At 37.8% G+C, this 18184-nt stretch carries 15 protein-coding genes and 2 tRNA genes; 7 read left to right on the top strand and 10 right to left on the bottom strand.

Annotated features, from left to right (window positions below):
• Nucleotides 1–164: 164 nt before the first annotated feature.
• The 4 genes from G6N06_RS19930 to G6N06_RS15500 all read right to left on the bottom strand — a co-directional run bounded on the left by G6N06_RS19930 (nt 165) and on the right by G6N06_RS15500 (nt 4068).
• The gene (locus tag G6N06_RS19930) at nt 165–356 is read right to left on the bottom strand and encodes a hypothetical protein (RefSeq protein ID WP_240338084.1); all 192 of its coding nucleotides are present in this window, start codon (nt 354–356) and stop codon (nt 165–167) included.
• A 261-nt stretch (nt 357–617) separates the two neighbouring features.
• The gene (locus G6N06_RS15490) at nt 618–1895 is read right to left on the bottom strand and encodes a metal-dependent hydrolase family protein (protein WP_163517697.1); all 1278 of its coding nucleotides are present in this window, start codon (nt 1893–1895) and stop codon (nt 618–620) included.
• Between the two features lie 10 nt (nt 1896–1905).
• A complete protein-coding gene (gene galE / locus G6N06_RS15495; RefSeq protein ID WP_163517698.1) occupies nt 1906–2928 on the bottom strand; it encodes a UDP-glucose 4-epimerase GalE in 1023 nt (340 codons plus the stop codon).
• Nucleotides 2929–4068, bottom strand: coding sequence for a DegT/DnrJ/EryC1/StrS family aminotransferase (locus G6N06_RS15500; RefSeq protein ID WP_163517699.1), 1140 nt, complete (start codon nt 4066–4068; stop codon nt 2929–2931).
• 213 nt (nt 4069–4281) lie between these two features.
• Here G6N06_RS15500 and G6N06_RS15505 point away from each other — a divergent pair, with 213 nt between their 5' ends.
• Entirely contained in the window at nt 4282–5517 is a 1236-nt protein-coding gene (locus G6N06_RS15505; protein WP_163517700.1) for a 3-deoxy-D-manno-octulosonic acid transferase, read from the top strand.
• Between the two features lie 103 nt (nt 5518–5620).
• On the top strand, nt 5621–5860 hold the full coding sequence (locus tag G6N06_RS15510) for a hypothetical protein (RefSeq protein WP_163517701.1): 240 nt from the start codon (nt 5621–5623) through the stop codon (nt 5858–5860).
• Between the two features lie 110 nt (nt 5861–5970).
• Here the strand turns inward: G6N06_RS15510 and G6N06_RS15515 are convergent.
• The 3 genes from G6N06_RS15515 to mutS form a co-directional block, all read right to left on the bottom strand.
• A tRNA-Leu gene (locus G6N06_RS15515) sits at nt 5971–6054 on the bottom strand.
• A gap of 70 nt (nt 6055–6124) precedes the next feature.
• A tRNA-Gly gene (locus tag G6N06_RS15520) sits at nt 6125–6200 on the bottom strand.
• Between the two features lie 111 nt (nt 6201–6311).
• On the bottom strand, nt 6312–8924 hold the full coding sequence (gene mutS, locus G6N06_RS15525) for a DNA mismatch repair protein MutS (protein WP_163517702.1): 2613 nt from the start codon (nt 8922–8924) through the stop codon (nt 6312–6314).
• A 335-nt stretch (nt 8925–9259) separates the two neighbouring features.
• On the opposite strand from mutS, the gene G6N06_RS15530 reads away from it, so the two are divergent.
• Entirely contained in the window at nt 9260–9799 is a 540-nt protein-coding gene (locus tag G6N06_RS15530; protein ID WP_163517703.1) for an RNA methyltransferase, read from the top strand.
• A gap of 120 nt (nt 9800–9919) precedes the next feature.
• On the opposite strand, the gene folK is transcribed toward G6N06_RS15530, so the two are convergent.
• Nucleotides 9920–11071, bottom strand: coding sequence for a 2-amino-4-hydroxy-6-hydroxymethyldihydropteridine diphosphokinase (gene folK, locus G6N06_RS15535; protein ID WP_163517704.1), 1152 nt, complete (start codon nt 11069–11071; stop codon nt 9920–9922).
• A 289-nt stretch (nt 11072–11360) separates the two neighbouring features.
• Here folK and G6N06_RS15540 point away from each other — a divergent pair, with 289 nt between their 5' ends.
• From G6N06_RS15540 to rpsU, 3 genes are all read left to right on the top strand, one after another.
• Nucleotides 11361–14036 carry an AsmA-like C-terminal region-containing protein gene (locus G6N06_RS15540; protein WP_163517705.1) on the top strand — a complete coding sequence of 892 codons (2676 nt, stop codon included), beginning with the start codon at nt 11361–11363 and terminating at the stop codon, nt 14034–14036.
• Nucleotides 14037–14215: 179 nt separating this feature from the next.
• Complete coding sequence (locus G6N06_RS15545; protein ID WP_163517706.1) at nt 14216–15079, top strand: sigma-70 family RNA polymerase sigma factor; 864 nt, start codon at nt 14216–14218, stop codon at nt 15077–15079.
• Nucleotides 15080–15110: 31 nt separating this feature from the next.
• Nucleotides 15111–15305 (top strand): 30S ribosomal protein S21, encoded by a 195-nt coding sequence (gene rpsU, locus G6N06_RS15550; RefSeq protein ID WP_163517707.1) that lies wholly within the window; start codon nt 15111–15113, stop codon nt 15303–15305.
• A 39-nt stretch (nt 15306–15344) separates the two neighbouring features.
• On the opposite strand, the gene G6N06_RS15555 is transcribed toward rpsU, so the two are convergent.
• Nucleotides 15345–15578 (bottom strand): DUF2101 family protein, encoded by a 234-nt coding sequence (locus G6N06_RS15555; protein WP_163517708.1) that lies wholly within the window; start codon nt 15576–15578, stop codon nt 15345–15347.
• A gap of 136 nt (nt 15579–15714) precedes the next feature.
• A complete protein-coding gene (locus G6N06_RS15560; RefSeq protein ID WP_163517709.1) occupies nt 15715–16509 on the bottom strand; it encodes a DUF2797 domain-containing protein in 795 nt (264 codons plus the stop codon).
• 73 nt (nt 16510–16582) lie between these two features.
• Between G6N06_RS15560 and G6N06_RS15565 the strand changes: the two genes are divergently transcribed.
• Nucleotides 16583–18103: a GH3 auxin-responsive promoter family protein gene (locus G6N06_RS15565; protein WP_163517710.1), complete on the top strand. Its 1521-nt coding sequence runs from the start codon at nt 16583–16585 to the stop codon at nt 18101–18103.
• Nucleotides 18104–18184: the final 81 nt, after the last annotated feature.

Consider the following 18184-nt stretch of genomic DNA (forward strand, 5'->3'; position numbering starts at 1 on the left):
ATAACATATCCAAGTGTTTGTTAATCAGTAAAAAAGATACGAAAAAAGGAGTGAAAACACTACGGTTTACACTCCTTTTTATCTCTTTTTACCCCAATATTTTTAAGGGGACTTTTTCAGTGGCCTCAAATTATTGAGGCCTTTTTTATAATATGATTAATTTTTTACCTTGCTAAATTACAATCTTCACAATCCTTGACTTCTCCATAATAGGTTTCTCTATATTTATGAAGGGTTTTGTAAGGGATACTTAAAAATTGCTTTTTAATGTAAGTAACCTTTGTTACTAGTGCTCCCATCTTTGGTGTAAATCGTCCTTCAGCTTTTGTTTCTCTTTTAATACTAAACAGTTTCATTTGTTATTTTCTTTTGTTTTTAATGTCAAATCCATTCGCCATTCCAATTCTATTTAATAGAATTTCTTAGGCTCATTTCATCATTTATTCAGTGAACATTAACTACAAAGTAACGAATTGATAGGGCAATATCCAAACCAATCCTGTTAAAACAGTGTTTATCAAGCTGTTAATTATGACACCAATAATTATCAAGCACTATTATTGCCATATTAATAATCGTAACCATGGATGGTTAGCAGATGTTTAATGCCAAAATGGCTATTTTTTGTATATTTTACCTTCTTTCATCACAAACACAACACTGGTCATGGTATCAATATGCTCGGTTGGATCTTCATTTGTGGCGATAATATCTGCTATAAAACCTCCTTTTAATTGTCCAATTTCGTTTTCCATTTTCAACAACATGGCATTGGTAACTGTAGCACTCTGTAGTGCCTTTATAGGAGGCATTCCGGCTTCTACCATATATCCAAACTCTTTAGCATTTTCACCATGGGCAAAAACACCAGCGTCTGTTCCAAACCCAATTCCGACGCCTTTTTTATAAGCTCTTGCAAACATGGACTGCATTCTTGGGCCAATATCCAAAGCCTTTCCAACAATCACTTCAGGATAATAATTAGGGATCTTGGCTTTTTCAGTAACTGATTTTCCAGCAATAATTGTTGGCACTAAATACACATCATGTTTTTTCATGAGTTCCATTGTTTCATCACTCATAAATGTACCGTGTTCAATGGTTTTGACCCCGCCAAGTATAGCGCGTTGCATGCCTTCATCGCCATGCGCATGGGCAGCGACGTTCATATCGTAGTCTTTTGCGGCATCACAAATAGCTTTTATTTCTTCTACGGTAAACTGTGGATTCTGTCCACTTTTGGCAACACTCAAGACACCACCTGTGGCTGTAATTTTTATCCAATCTGCGCCATTTTTATAACGCTGACGTACTGCCTTTTTGGCGTCTTCAACACTATTGACCACGCCTTCTTTTGGTCCAGGATCACCCATTAATTCCCTTTTGGAACCGTTTGTAGGATCAGCATGACCTCCTGTTGTCGCCAAGGATTTTTCGGCAGTAAAAATTCTTGGACCGTCAACTTTACCTGCGTTGATAGCATTTCTTAAAGCCACATTAACACCTGAACCACCCAAATCCCTTACGGTAGTAAAGCCGGACATCAAGGTCACATTAGCCAGCTTTTGGGCATTAAAAGCAATATCGGCTTCATTGAGCGTATATTTCTGCAGATATGATGCAGGGTTGCTTTCACCTTCAATATGAACGTGCATATCAATCAGTCCTGGCATAACCGTTTTTGACCTTAAATCAATCACTACATCATCAGCAGATTTAGGTGTCGAAAATCCGTCTTCAATAGCCATAATCTTCTTTCCTGAAACAACAATCGTTTTATTGGTCAAAACTTTGCCATTCTTGGTATCAATCAATTTTCCGCAATATAAATACGTGTTTTGGCCAAGTAATAGTGTACTCACTAAAAGGCTGCAAAAAAGAAGTGCTTTTTTCATATTTATGGTTTTATATTTTTCTGAGATGTTTTTCCCATTTCCAGGCAGATAACAAGGCATCGTCCAAATTGCTTTCGGCTTTCCAGCCCAATTCGGCATTGGCTTTGGTCGTATCGGCATAGGCCTGAATGACATCACCTTCACGTCTTGGGGCAATCTTGAAATTTAATTTTTGACCTGAGGCTTTTTCAAAAGACTGTATGACTTCCAAAACAGAGCTCCCTTTACCTGTTCCCAAATTAAAAATCTCATAATTTGAAGTGTTATTCTTTCCAATCAATCTTTCCAAAGCCACCACATGGGCCTTTGCCAAATCGACCACGTGAATATAATCTCTGATACACGTGCCATCTGGTGTTGGATAATCATCTCCAAAAACGGAAAGTTCCTTGCGCAATCCTGCCGCAGTTTGGGTGATAAATGGTACTAAGTTCTGCGGAACGCCAATCGGCAATTCGCCAATTTTGATACTGCTATGGGCACCTATCGGATTAAAATAGCGTAATGCAATGGCATTTAAAGTACTGTTGACCTTGCAGGTGTCCTTGATAATTTCTTCACCAATTTGCTTGGTATTGCCATAAGGCGATTCTGCAGCTTTTATTGGCGCAGATTCGGTAATTGGCATTTGGTCTGCCTGTCCATAAACGGTACAGGACGAACTAAAAATAAAGTTTTGGGTTGGCAAATGCAGTAAAGATTTAAGGACATACACTAAGGTGTTGATGTTGTTTTCATAATATAACAACGGCTTTTCAACACTTTCCCCTACAGCCTTACTCGCCGCAAAATGGATGACACCAACAATATCCTGATGTTTCCCAAAAAACGCTTCCACCTTAGATTTTTCTTTCAAATCCAATTTCTCAAACGCTGGGGCTTTACCCGTAATCGCAGTTATTCCGGCCAAAACATCAATTGAAGAGTTGGAAAGATCATCAATAATGACCACCTCAAAACCCCTTTCCTGTAATTCCACCACGGTATGCGACCCGATAAAACCTAAACCTCCTGTAACTAAAACCTTTTTCATTTATGAATTTGAATTTACAAAATTAATAACGGTAGATGTTATGAATTCAATTTGTTCGGCATCCAATTCGGTGTGCATTGGCAAAGAGATGACTTCTTTTACCAATTGATTGGTGACTACAAAATCTTCTTCCTTATATCTTGAATCTTTATACGCTTTTTGGAGGTGTAATGGAATTGGATAATACACGCCACAAGGAATGCCCTTGTCATTTAAGTGTTTTACCAAAGCATCCCGATTGGTATCTTTTACCTTTAAGGTGTATTGATGGAAAACGTGGTTGTCTTCAGTGCCTTCCCTAAAAGGTGTGACAATATTCCTATGGCCTTCAAATGCTTTATCGTAAGCATTGGCGGCCTTTAATCGTGCAGCATTATAGGTGTCCAAATGTTCCAATTTTGAATTTAAAACAGCAGCTTGGATGGAATCCAAACGCGAATTAACACCAACCACATCGTGATGGTAACGCTCATACATCCCGTGGTTCACAATCCCCCTTAGCTTATGTGCCAAGTCATCATCGTTGGTGAAAATAGCACCACCATCACCATAACAGCCTAAGTTTTTAGAAGGGAAGAATGACGTAGATGCCACGTGGCCGATAGTGCCAACTTTAGCTTTTCTTCCATCACTATAGGTATACGTTGCTCCGATGGCTTGTGCGTTATCTTCTATAACATATAAGTTGTGTTCTTTGGCAATTTCCATAATAGCTTCCATATTGGCACACTGTCCAAATAAATGCACCGGAACGATTGCTTTTGTATTTGGTGTGATCGCTTTTTTAATGGCTTCAATATCGATATTAAAAGTCTTTGGATCAACATCCACCAAAACTGGGGTTAATTGCAACAGGGCAATGACCTCAACAGTTGCGGCAAAAGTGAAATCGGCGGTAATCACCTCATCTCCCGGTTTTAAATCCAGCCCCATCATGGCAATCTGTAGGGCATCTGTACCGTTGGCACATGGGATGACGTGCTTCACATCAAGATAGTCTTCCAAATTCTTCTGAAATTGATGTACTTGCGGTCCATTGATATAAGCCGTAGTGTCAAGAACTTCAGCAATAGACGCATCAACAACGTCTTTAATTTTCTGATATTGACCTTTAAGATCAACCATTTGTATTTTTTTCATCGCGTTATATGTAGAATGAATAGTTTAAAACTTTTAGGTTTAATTAGGTAGCGAAATTACGAAATTGTGCTGCTTATACCAATCATTCCTAAAGGTTTAATTTGATTTTTGATGCACAAATTGGGTTGTTGTATGCAAAGCACTTCGAAATTTCCGTTATGATTTTAAAGCAACCTAATAGAAAGAAATGTATTTTAGCGCAAATCATTCTTCTTGAAACCACTTTACAACATAACACTTTACATCGCCGGAATTATTCTCAAAATTTTCGCTTTCTTTAATAACAAAATCAAATTAGGCGTCGACGGTCGTTCTAAAACCTTCAAAATCTTAGAAGGACATCTATCCAAACATGACCAAACCTTTTGGTTCCATTGTGCATCTTTAGGCGAATATGAGCAAGGCCTGCCCATTTTCAAGCAATTAAGGGCAGAAAACCCACATCACAAAATCGTGTTGACCTTCTTCTCCCCTTCAGGATATGAGATAAGAAAAAACACTGAAATTGCAAATGTGGTGGTTTATCTTCCTATGGATACAAAGAGCAATGCAAAACGTTTTGTAAAACTTGTCCATCCGGAGCTGACCATCTTTGTGAAATATGAGATTTGGCCAAATTACCTCAACGAATTAAAAAAACAAGGCTTGAGGGCCATCTTGATTTCTGCCGTTTTCCGAAAAGAACAATCTTATTTCAAATTTTATGGCGGTATGATGCGAGACGCCTTAAGAACATTTGAACATATTTTTGTCCAAGATGAAAGCTCAAAACGTTTATTAAGTTCGAACCATTTCGACAATGTGACCGTAGCCGGAGATACGCGCTATGACCGCGTTTCGGATCAATTGCTACAGGACAATGCACTCCTGTTTATAGAAGATTTCGTTGATGGCAAGCTATGTATTGTTGTAGGAAGCTCATGGCCTGAAGATGAAGCAATGTTTATAGCCTATATAAATTCCTTTCCATCAGATAGCGTCAAATTTATCATCGCGCCCCATAATATCAAAAGCAATCAGATGGCCCATTTTGCCAATCAGCTTAATAAAAAAAGCGTTTTGTTTTCAGAAAAAGACGATAAAATCCTTTCGGAGTTTGAAGTATTCATTGTCGATACCATAGGTCTTTTAAGCAAGATCTACAGTTATGCCGATATTGCCTACGTTGGTGGGGCCATGGGAAATACTGGGCTTCATAATATATTGGAACCAGCGGTATTTGGCGTTCCTATAATCATTGGAAAAAATTATAAAAAATTCCCAGAAGCCTTTCAAATGATAGCAAATGGCGGGGTCTTAAGCATAAAAAACAAGGAGGAACTTCAGGCTTCGCTCAATCGATTGCTTAAAAATTCTGAAGAAAGAATAGCACTCGGTGATTTGAACAGCAACTTCATTGCCAGTAATAAAGGGGCAGTGTTCCAAATCATGAGCTATATCCGTAAATAAACTATCGATATCGGTCAATATCTAAAAAATAATTCACAATTTTATGGAGATCACCCTTAAGTTACCTAAATTCGAGTCTTAAATTAACACTAAAACATTTATAATGAAAAAATTACTATTAAGTTCTGCCTTGGTACTTGCCTTAGGTTTCTCATTGACATCATGTAGAGATACAGACAAAAAATCAGATGATTCAGTAATCATTATAGAAAAGGAAACTGACCAAGCCGAAGGTGCCTTAGAAAAGGCTGGAAAAGCCATTGACAATGCTGCCAAGGAAGTTAAAGAAGCAGGCAAAGCTGTGGATAGCGCTGCAAAAGAAGTTGTTGGTGACGATAACTAAATTAATGCCTTGTTGGAATAAATTAATAGAGACTCATCAATTTGGTGGGTCTTTTTTATTTCGTAGCAGAAATAAAAAACCCTGACAATCTTTTGATTATCAGGGCTTAGTACTCAAGGCGGGACTTGAACCCGCACGTCCTAATGGACACAGGATTTTAAGTCCGGCGTGTCTACCGATTCCACCACTTGAGCAAATTCACAAAGTATTCATTGCTTTAAAACAACCTTCCGCGGCTGCGGAATTCATACTCTTGCTTTTTTATGGAGCGAAAAACGGGATTCGAACCCGCGACCTCCACCTTGGCAAGGTGGCGCTCTACCAACTGAGCTATTTTCGCGTTATTTCAATTAAATATAAGAACATCATCCGACGTCTATCGGATTGCGAGGGCAAATTTAATACATTTCTTAGAATTGCAAAGCCTTTTCAACAAAAAATGACGTTTTTTTTATGCGCGTTTCTTTTTCAACAACATACGCTTAATTTCATTCAATTTCATGAGCGCCTCAATTGGGGTCAAAACGTCAATATCAATATTGACAATTTCTTCTTTAATCTGTTCCAACAAAGGATCATCCAAATTAAAAAAGCTCAATTGCATGTCGTTTTCAAGGGTTCTTACCTTATCGGTCAACTCTTCGCTACTGTGCGACTTTTCCAATTGCTTCAAAATCTTATTTGCACGGTGGATGACTTGCTGCGGCATTCCAGCCATTTTAGCCACATGGATTCCAAAACTATGCTGACTGCCGCCTTCAACCAATTTTCTCAAGAAAAGCACGTTGTTTTTTAATTCTTTAACGGATACGTTGAAGTTTTTGATGCGCGCAAAGGTTTCAGTCATTTCATTCAACTCGTGATAATGGGTGGCAAATAGAGTTTTGGCCTTACTTGGATGCTCGTGCAAATACTCACTAATGGCCCATGCGATGGATATACCATCATACGTACTTGTACCACGTCCTATTTCATCCAATAGAACCAAACTTCGCTCAGAGATATTGTTCAGAATGGAAGCCGTTTCATTCATCTCTACCATAAAAGTGGATTCGCCCATCGAGATGTTATCACTCGCCCCTACGCGTGTAAAGATTTTATCGGTCAACCCAATCTTGGCATGCTCAGCAGGTACAAAGCTACCCATTTGTGCCAATAAGACAATTAATGCCGTTTGACGCAATATGGCCGATTTACCAGACATATTCGGCCCGGTAATCATGATGATTTGTTGTCTATCTCGATCTAAATAAACATCGTTGGCAATATAAGGCTCGCCGTGTGGCAATTGCTTTTCAATAACAGGATGCCGTCCATTTTTAATATCCAAAGCAAAAGAGTCGTTGATTTCTGGACGGGTGTATTTATTTTCAAAAGCCAATTGTGCAAATCCGCATAAACAATCCAATTGCGCAATCAAGGCCGAATTTTTCTGTACAGGCTTTATAAACTGCCCGATCCACAACACCAATTCGGAAAAGAGTTGCTGCTCAATAGCCAGAATCCGCTCTTCCGCTCCAAGGATTTTTGTCTCGTATTCTTTTAGTTCTTCTGTGATATATCGTTCTGCATTCACCAAGGTCTGCTTCCTGATCCAATGCTCAGGCACTTTATCGCGATGACTGTGTCGCACTTCTATATAATAACCATATACATTATTGGAGGCTATTTTGAGTGATGTAATCCCCGTGATTTCACTTTCACGTTGCAACATCGCATCTAAATAATCTTTGCCGGAGGTGGATAAGGATCTGAGTTCTTTCAATTCTGAAGAGAAATCAGACGAAATGGTATTGCCTTTTAAAATATTAACCGGTGCCTCTTCATTTAAGGTTGCTTTGATACGTTGGCGCAGCTCTTCACACAGCTCCAAACTATCACCTATATGTTGCAAGGCTTTATTATCCGTTTTTTGCGTGAGTGCTTTTATAGGCACAATAGCCTCTAATGCATTTTTTAACTGAACGACTTCTCTTGGAGAAATTTTAACCGTCGCCACTTTTGAAATCAACCGCTCAATATCATTGATGAATTTGATTTGATTCTGTATTTTTTTAAGATTCACAGCATCATCCAAAAGATATTGAACCACTTCATGACGCTGATTGATTTTTTCCATATCAATAAGTGGCAACGCCAACCAACGCTTTAGGAGACGACCTCCCATAGGTGAAATTGTACGATCAATCACATCAATCAAGGTCACTGCATTTTGATTGTAAGATTGATAGAGTTCGAGGTTTCTTATGGTAAATCGATCCATCCAAACATGGTCATTTTTGGTAATACGCTGAATGGCGGTGATATGTTGCAATCTATGATGTTGGGTTTCGCTCAAATAGTGCAGAACAGCTCCTGAAGCAATGATACCTTCATATAATTCCTCAATCCCAAAACCCTTTAAGTATTTTGTTTGAAAGTGCTTGAGCAAGGTTTCCGTGGCATAATCATCCTGAAACACCCAATCTTCCATATAAAACGTATGAAAGTCCGGACCAAAAGTATCCTTGAACACATTGCGCTTTGGTTTGGAAACCAAAACTTCACTCGGGTTGAAATTTTGAAGCAATTTGTCTACATACTCAGTATTTCCTTGCGATATCAGAAACTCACCTGTGGACACATCCAAAAATGAAACTCCAATCAAGTTTTTACCAAAGCAGACCGCAGCCAAGAAGTTATTGGATTTGGAATGTAAGATATCATCATTCAAGGCTACTCCCGGAGTTACCAATTCGGTTACGCCGCGCTTTACAATTGTTTTTGTTTGCTTAGGATCTTCCAATTGATCGCATATGGCAACACGGCAACCTGCTTTAACCAATTTTGGCAAATAAGTATTGATTGAATGGTGTGGAAAGCCAGCAAGCTCTGTTTCACTGTCACTTCCTGCACCTCGCTTGGTCAAAATAATATCCAATATTTTGGAAGCTTTCACTGCATCGGGTCCAAAGGTTTCGTAAAAATCGCCCACCCTAAAAAGCAATAAGGCATCAGGATACTTTGCTTTTATAGCATTGTATTGTTTCATTAACGGAGTTTCCTTTTTTACTTTTTTTGCCAATGGATTTGTGTTTTTTAGTGGTATTTTTGACCTGAATATCAGGACTGCTAAGGTACTTATTATTTGAAGGTTTGGAAAACGGAGAGCGCAGAAGTTATTTACAATTAATGAACGAAGAATTCTCGAATAGTTATTTCGCAGAGTTACGCGGAGTTTTCACAACGTTACGCGGAGCGTTATGATCAATTTGTATGACTTTCGTGGGTTTGTGGCGAAATTTAAGAGATTTGCATCTTCAGTTGAATTGGCGCGTTATTGAAACCTCTCAGGTTTATAAAACTATAAGATCCCCTCCCGATAACTTTCGGGATCGCGGGAATGAAAACATATTTTCAATGAGAAAACTAAAAAACAGCGAGCTCGACCGATTGAGCGTTGACGAATTTAAGAGGACAGAAAAAACACCGATAATTATTGTTTTGGACAATATCAGAAGCTTAAACAATATAGGCTCTGTATTTAGAACCTCGGATGCCTTTTTGGTGGAAAAAATCTACCTGTGTGGTATTACTGCAACTCCGCCCCATAAGGACATCCATAAAACAGCTTTGGGAAGCACAGAAACTGTGGACTGGGAATATATTGAGAATACGCTCGATGTTATCCAGAAACTCAAATCGGAAAATGTTATTGTTGCTTCTGTTGAACAAGCAGAGCACTCGGTCATGTTAAACGACTTTGCTCCTCAACCACAAACCACCTACGCACTGGTATTTGGCAATGAGGTGAAAGGCGTGGCACAAAATGTAGTCAGTGCAAGTGATTTGATTTTGGAAATTCCACAATTTGGGACGAAACATTCGCTGAATATCTCAGTGAGTTGTGGCCTGGTGGTATGGGATGTGTTTAGTAAGATGGGAAGTAGAAAGGTTTAATGGCTCGCAGAGGCGCAAAGACGCCAAGGGTAGGCCTATAAACTCATGAGAGCTGAATTGAACGATTTTATGCTTGATTTGTACTTTATCCTCATAGCTTCGTGCCTCGTGCTTCCCACTTCAAACTTCCGTCTTTCTACAAATCTCATCTAAAACCCATAAATAATCTGCTCTATTTTCAACAAAATCGCGATCTGAAATATCAATAATTTTGACATTGAGTTCAGTCTGATTTTTCAAAAACTCCAAATAGCCAGTATTGATCTTTTCGAGATAATCGTTTTGAATGTTCTGTTCATACTCACGACCTCGCTTTTTGATGTTCTCCTGCAAACGTGTCGTATTTTGGTACAAATAGACATATAAATCAGGTTTGGCAATATCTCTATACATTAAATAAAAGAGCTTTCTATAAAGCCTAAATTCATCTTCCGGCAAGGTTATTTTCGAAAAAATCAATGATTTATAAATGTCATAATCGCTCACCATAAAATCCTTGAACAGATCCAACTGTGATAAATCATCACTAATTTGCTGATACCTATCGGCCAGAAATGACATTTCCAAAGTAAAAGCATAGCGTTGGGGCTCTTCATAAAACTTTGGTAAGAAAGGATTATCCGCAAAACGCTCCAATATCAACTTCCCATTAAAATCATTCGCAATCTCATATGCCAAACTTGTTTTTCCAGCACCAATATTCCCTTCAATAGCAATATAATTAAAGTCGCCAAAACCATACTTCTTCATCGGATTTTTCAGCCAAATATTAATAGGTTCAATCGTGCTGTTATCGTCACATTTTTCCAAAAGTTCGCCCACCGAAGTTCCGTATTTGGGGTGCATCATTTTTGGAGCAATATCATATAAAGGTTGTAACACAAATTTACGTTTGTGCATATGGGGGTGTGGGGTCGTAATGAGCTCCGAAGTGACGATGTCGTCATCATAAAAAATCACGTCCAAATCAATGGTTCTGGATTCGTAAATATCTGTTAAGCCACGTGTCCGTCCAAGTTCAGTCTCAATAGTCAAAAGTTTGACCATAACTTCTTCAGCAGAAAAATGAGTATCCACAAAAACGCAGGCATTATAAAAATTTTCAGCGAGCACATCCTTTTCAAATCCCAAAGCCGGCGTATTATACACTCTTGAAATAATATTGATCTTCCCAATCTGCTTAAAAATAAGGTCAATAGCGTCTTGCAGATATTTTAATCTGTCGCCTTTATTGCTGCCAAGTGCGATGTAAACTTTATGCGGTTGATTCATATCGGATGCCAAAATAAAGAAAACAAAATCATTTTATGTGATATTTTTGTTGAAAAAAACAATTTAAAAGAGAGCAATGCTATTCTTCTTAAGCTATCTTTATCTGTAGGTTTTCCCTTATTTTTAAAAAACGTTCAACCCTAATCGAAATAATGAATTGACACGCTCTAAAAATTGCTAAAGTTTTATTAAACTTTAACATTTACTCGGCTTTTGCAACAAACTTTGCGTATATATAGATACTAAACTATTGTTTTTCACTTTGTGAAATTATAAACTAAATTTTTCAATGAAGAAATTTCTAAAAATCACCGGCATTACCTTATTAGTCCTCATCATCCTATTGATTGCCTTACCTTTTGTTTTTCAGTCGCAGATTAAAGGGATGGTCAAAAACTTTATTAATCAAAACCTCAACGCTAATGTAGAGTTTAGTGATGTCAATTTGAGCTTATTCAGAAGTTTTCCACAGGCCCATGTGGAGGTAAGTGATTTGGTCATCACCAACTTCGAACCTTTTAAGGATGAGACCTTCGTGACCGCAAAAAATATAAATTTCACGATGTCAATAAAAGAACTTTTCAAATCGGCCGATGAACCTATCGTTGTGAACTCCATCAATGTCAACGAAGCATTATTGACCTTGAAAACGGATGCTTTTGGCAACGTTAATTATGATATTGCAAAGGAAAGTGAGACGCCGCAGGACACTACCTCCTCTAGCTTCTCGTTTGACATCAAAGAGTACAGCATTAAAAACAGTGCACTAACTTATATTGATATTCCGGCCGACATGCAATTTTATGTGACCGAACTGAACCATACAGGTAAAGGCACGTTCTCTGGTGACATCTCTGAATTAGACACAAAATCTGAGGCAAAAGTGAGCTTAACCATGGATAGCATCAATTACTTGAGTAATAACCTTGTCAAATTGGATGCATTAATAGACATGGACTTGAACGCACAAAAATATACTTTTAAAGAAAACAAAGCACTCATCAACCAATTGCCAATTGAGTTTAACGGATTTGTTCAACTTATAGAAGAAGGTCAAAACATCGACCTATCCTTCACAAATACAGGCTCTTCGTTTAAAGATTTCTTAGCGGTGATTCCTGAAGCCTATTCTAAGAATTTAGATAATGTTGAGACTACAGGGAATTTCAAGATCAATGGCATCATCAAAGGGAAAGTAACAGAAACCACCATCCCTACCTTGGATATTAGCATCAAATCGGACAATGCGTCATTCAAATATCCAAACTTACCAAAGCGCGTTGAAAACATTATAATCGACACCGAAATCAAAAATGACACTGGAAATGCAGATGACACTTATGTTGCCATCAACACCCTGAACTTTAAAATTGATAGTGATGTGTTCAGATCCTCAGCATTGATTAAAAACCTTACTGGAAATATGCAGGTATCCGCAGATGTAGACGGCACCTTAAATTTAGCAAACCTTTCCAAGGCCTACCCAATAGAACTTGAAAATGAGTTGAGCGGGATTCTTAAAGCCAAATTGAACACTGCTTTTGACATGAACGCCATCGAAACCAGCGCCTATGACAGAATTAAGGCTTCTGGAAATGCGTCTATCAGCGACTTGGTGTTTACTTCAGAAGCCATGAACCAACCGCTACATATTTCAAAAGCTGAAATGACATTTAATCCTTCCACAGTAACCCTAAACAGTTTCAATGCGAAAACAGGGAAAAGTGATTTTTCTGCAACGGGAACAATTAACAATTTAATTGGATTTATGCTGAGCAAGAAGGTCAACTTAAAAGGAAATTTCAACCTCAGTTCAAATACTTTGGCATTGAACGATTTTATGAGTGAGGAAACCGAAACCACTACAGCGGCAACGTCTAACAAATCGGCATCTACATCGGAAGGATTGAAAATTCCCAAATTTTTGGAATGCACTGTTACAGCAAATGCCAACACCGTTATTTATGACAACCTCAATTTAAAAAATGTAAAAGGCGTTTTGACCATAAAAGATCAGCAAGCCACCATCAACAATCTGAGCTCAAGTATTTTTGATGGAATCCTTTCACTTTCAGGAGATGTCAGCACCAAAGCTGATACACCATCATTTAATTTAAATTTGGACGCTAGTAATTTTGACATAGCCAAGTCGTTCAGCGATTTAGAATTATTACAAAACTTGGCCCCAATAGCCAAAGTTCTTCAAGGCAAACTCAATAGTAGCATTAAAATATCGGGTACTCTTGATAAAGAGTTTTCACCAAATTTAAATACCATCTCCGGAAGTGCTTTTTCAGAGCTACTAACTACAGACATTGATGAAAATGCGAGTCCGTTATTATCAAAATTGGAAGGCGCGCTAAATTTTATAGATTTCAGCAAACTGGATCTGCGCGATTTAAAGATCAACTTAGATTTTTCGAACGGCAAAGTAAATATCAAGCCTTTCGATTTAGCATATCACGATATTGGTATTACTGTTTCAGGGGCTCACGGTTTTGATAAAACGATGACTTATGATGCCGTTTTTAATGTGCCCGCAAAATATTTAGGAAGTGACGTGAACCGTCTTATTGGAAAAATCAACGATAACGAAGTAAATAAAATCACCATCCCAGTTACTGCGAACATTTCTGGGACCTTTACTAATCCAAAAGTATCTACGGATCTAACTAGTGGGGTGGCCAATTTAACCAAACAACTGATCGAGATTGAAAAACAAAAGTTAATTGGAAAAGGGACAGATAAAATAAAAGATTTACTAGGAGGCGTTTTAGGAGGCAGCACGAATCAGAATCCAGAAAATACTACAACCAAAGATTCTACGGTTAGTCAAACCCCTCCAACCAATACCCAAACCCCTCCAACAAAAAAAGATAGCACCAAAAATAGTAGTGAAACAATAAAAAACACACTTAAGGATCTTTTCAAATCCCAAAACAAGAAGAAAGACACGGTCAATTAAAATAGAGGGAAACTCAGCTAAAAATTTTGAAAATGAGGTATTTACCTGATTTAAGGCTAAAATAACCTCTAATTTAAAAAAAATCACCGAATTATGTTAAAGTAATGTGAGAGTGCTTGCTTTTGTCGTTTAATTAGTTATACTGTAGGGTTAACGTTCATTAAAACAAAAGAGATTACATGAGGCAATTAAAAATTACAAAGCAGGTTACGAACAGAGAATCCAAATCCCTTGATAAATATCTACAAGATATTAGTAAACTGCCCTTGATTACAGCAGATGAAGAAGTGGAATTGGCGCAACGTATTAGAGAGGGAGATCAGGAAGCTTTGGACAAGCTTACAACGGCCAACCTTCGTTTTGTTGTATCTGTCGCTAAACAATATCAAAATCAAGGCTTGACCTTACCTGATTTAATCAATGAAGGTAACGCCGGATTGGTCAAAGCTGCAAAACGTTTTGACGAAACCAGGGGTTTCAAATTTATTTCTTATGCTGTTTGGTGGATTAGACAAGCAATTCTTCAAGCTTTAGCAGAACAATCTCGAATAGTTAGATTACCTTTGAACAAAATTGGTTCGATCAATAAGATCAATAAAGCCTATTCGTTTTTGGAGCAAGCACATGAGCGACCACCAAGTGCTGAAGAAATCGCCACGGAACTAGATCTGACTATCAAGGATGTGAAACAGTCCATGAAAATTTCAGGACGTCATGTTTCAATGGATGCACCTTTAAGAGAAGGAGAAACATCAAGTTTATACGATGTTGTTTCTTCCGACGATTCTCCACGACCGGACCGACTTTTAATGACGGAGTCTTTAAGTTTGGAAATTGATAGGGCGCTAAATACACTTTCGCAAAGAGAAAGTGACGTCATCCGATTGAATTTTGGTTTGAGCAATCAGCCACCAATGACCTTGGACGAAATTGGCAAGACCTTTGATTTAACCAGAGAGCGTGTACGTCAGATACGTGAAAAAGGAATCAAACGATTAAAGCACACGTCAAAAAGCAGAATTTTAAAAACTTATTTAGGATAGACCTAAATACTCAATACTATAAAAACTATATATGTTAAGAATCGAAATTAAAGAAGGTGAAAATATTGAACGCGCTATTAAGCGTTATAAGCGTAAGCACAGAAATGTCAAGGTTATGCAGACTTTGAGAGAAAATCAGTACTTCACCAAACCATCTGTCAGAAAGAGAAGACAAATGCAAAAGGCAGCTTATATCCAACATTTAAGAGATCAGGAAAACATGTAGGTTTTTGTTAGAATGAAATTAAAAAATCACGTTATACTTTCATGACGTGATTTTTTGTTTTCCAATGGGATGATCTTCGTAAAAATCTTCAAAAGTCTTATCCGTTACATACTTATCTTTCAACACTTTATAGGTCATCACAACAACAAGAACCTGCCCCAAGCAAGTGAGATAAAACACCCAATTAAACGGCATGTCCATAGCCACCATGATGGTCAAAGTTACCAACAATAGGGTGGTGATTGCCACATAAAACATAACTGGAATTTTCATGATTCTATATTTAAGATTCACATATAGGAAGCCGCTATAAAAAGAAATTCCTAGCAACAACCTTCATACTCTTAAATTACGATATTTTGCAGTGGCGAAAAAATATCAAGTTGTAAATTAATGTTAAGAACACTGTTTAAGTGATTGATAGAGCAACAATATACCCTTCGCTACTACGAATATTAAAAACCGTTTGGTCTTCAAATATGAGGTACTGCCCTTTGATACCTTTTAGAACACCCTGATAATTTGGTGTTTTATCCAAATTCAGACTTTTCGGCTTCTCAGGATATTGCAATACCGGAAACTCAATATTGGTTTCCTTATTGTTGGCTATATAGTATTCTTGAGCTTCGGCAGGAATGTATTGCCTTAATCGATCACGCCACTCTACCAAGTCTTCATCTACGATATCATTTTTCAACATGGTTCGCCAATTGGTCTTATCACCCACATAATCTTTAAGGGCCACCTCTGTAATCCCCGCCAAATATCTATTGGGCACTTCAACTATTTCAATCGCTTCGTGTGCGCCTTGATCAATCCAGCGTGTGGGTACTTGAGACTTTCTGGTCACGCCTACCTTGACATTACTGGAATTTGCCAAATACACAATATGAGGCCTCAATTGCACCTGCTTCTCATATTCTAAATCACGATCCTCTATGTCTAAATGCGCTGTACTCAATTCAGGTTTCATGATCCAATCCGCAGCTTGAGGGATATAAAAAAAACAGCTTTTACAAAACCCTTGTCTGTAAATTGGCTTGTTGAGCGAGCAGTTGAGACATTGGTAGCCTACAAATTGAATCGCAATCGTCTTATCCAGTAACTGATTCACATTGATAAAGTCATTATCAAAAACAAGATAGTATTGAATAGGATGGGAAAACTCCGTTTCCATTTTGGTCAAAACCCCTTGATATGTCATTTATTTAAAATTTTTATTTAGAAGAATTAATTTAAAAAAAGTGTTATTTTTAGTCTTTAAAGATACTATAAATATGCCAATCCCATTAGTTAATTCAATTGCTTCATGGTTTTTAAAAAAGCGATTCCATCAAATTGAATTGTTCTTGAAATACCCTAACGAAGTACAGAATGAATTACTTCAGGACTTGCTCATTACAGCAAAGGATACTGAAATTGGCAAGCGCTTTGATTTTGCGAGCATAACAAATTATCAGACCTTTGCGGAAAGAGTTCCAGTTACGACTTATGAAGAGTATCAAGCCAATATTGAAAGAGCCCGAATGGGCGAAAACAATATTTTCTGGCCATCACCCATAAAATGGTTTGCCAAATCGAGCGGAACCACTAATGCCAAAAGTAAATTTATACCCGTAAGCAATGAATCCCTGGAAGAGTGCCACTACGCAGCCAGCAAGGACCTGTTGTGCATGTACCTCAACAATAATGAGAATTCACAATTATTTACGGGGAAGAGCCTAAGATTAGGAGGCAGTAAAGAACTTTATAAAGAGAACGGGACCGTTTTTGGCGATTTGTCTGCCATTTTAATAGACAATATGCCATTTTGGGCGGAATTTAGCAGTACACCAAGCAGCAAAGTATCCTTGATGAATGACTGGGAATATAAAATGCAAGCTATCGTCAATGAGACCATTAACGAAAATGTGACCAGTCTTGCAGGTGTCCCATCTTGGATGCTAGTCCTCCTAAACAATGTTTTAGAAACCACAAACAAACAGAGCATTTTTGATATTTGGCCTAATTTGGAGGTGTATTTCCACGGAGGAGTAAGCTTTCTCCCCTATGTTGACCAATATAAAGCGATTTTACCAAGAAAAGATTTTCGGTATTACGAAATCTATAATGCATCTGAAGGATTTTTTGCCATACAAGATCAGAACAACTCAAGCGAACTCTTACTCATGTTGGATTATGGGATTTTTTATGAATTTATCCCCATGGATGCCTATGGTACACCAGAACAGCGAATCATTCCATTGGCTGAAGTTGAAATCAACAAAAACTATGCAGTGGTCATCACTACCAATGCGGGACTTTGGCGCTATATGATTGGAGATACTATACGTTTTACCTGTTTACGACCTTATCGTATTAAAGTTAGCGGCCGAACCAAACATCATATCAATGTTTTTGGCGAAGAACTGATCATTGAAAATGCCGAGGATGCCTTAAAAAAAGTATGCAGAGAAACCAAATCGCAAATTGTTGATTATACTGCAGCTCCAATTTTTATGAGTGGCAAGGAGAAGGGGGCCCATGAATGGCTCATCGAGTTCAAAACCCCTCCACAAGACATCAATTACTTTAACGAACTTCTGGACAACACCTTAAAATCATTAAACTCCGATTATGAAGCAAAGCGATACAACAACATCACGCTTAATAGTCCTAAAATTAATATTGCAAGACAGCAATTATTCTATGATTGGTTAAAACAACAGGATAAATTAGGTGGCCAACATAAAGTACCCAGACTTTCCAATACACGTCATTATATGGATGCGCTGCTAAAATTGAATCTACAGCTGTAGTTCATCCTAGATAATAGCATTTAGTGTTTTTATAACGAGAATAAAGAAGGCTTTATCTAAAAACTAATATTGTAATTTTTA

The organism is Gelidibacter japonicus, from assembly GCF_010725055.1.
Taxonomy (GTDB): Bacteria; Bacteroidota; Bacteroidia; order Flavobacteriales; family Flavobacteriaceae; genus Gelidibacter; species Gelidibacter japonicus.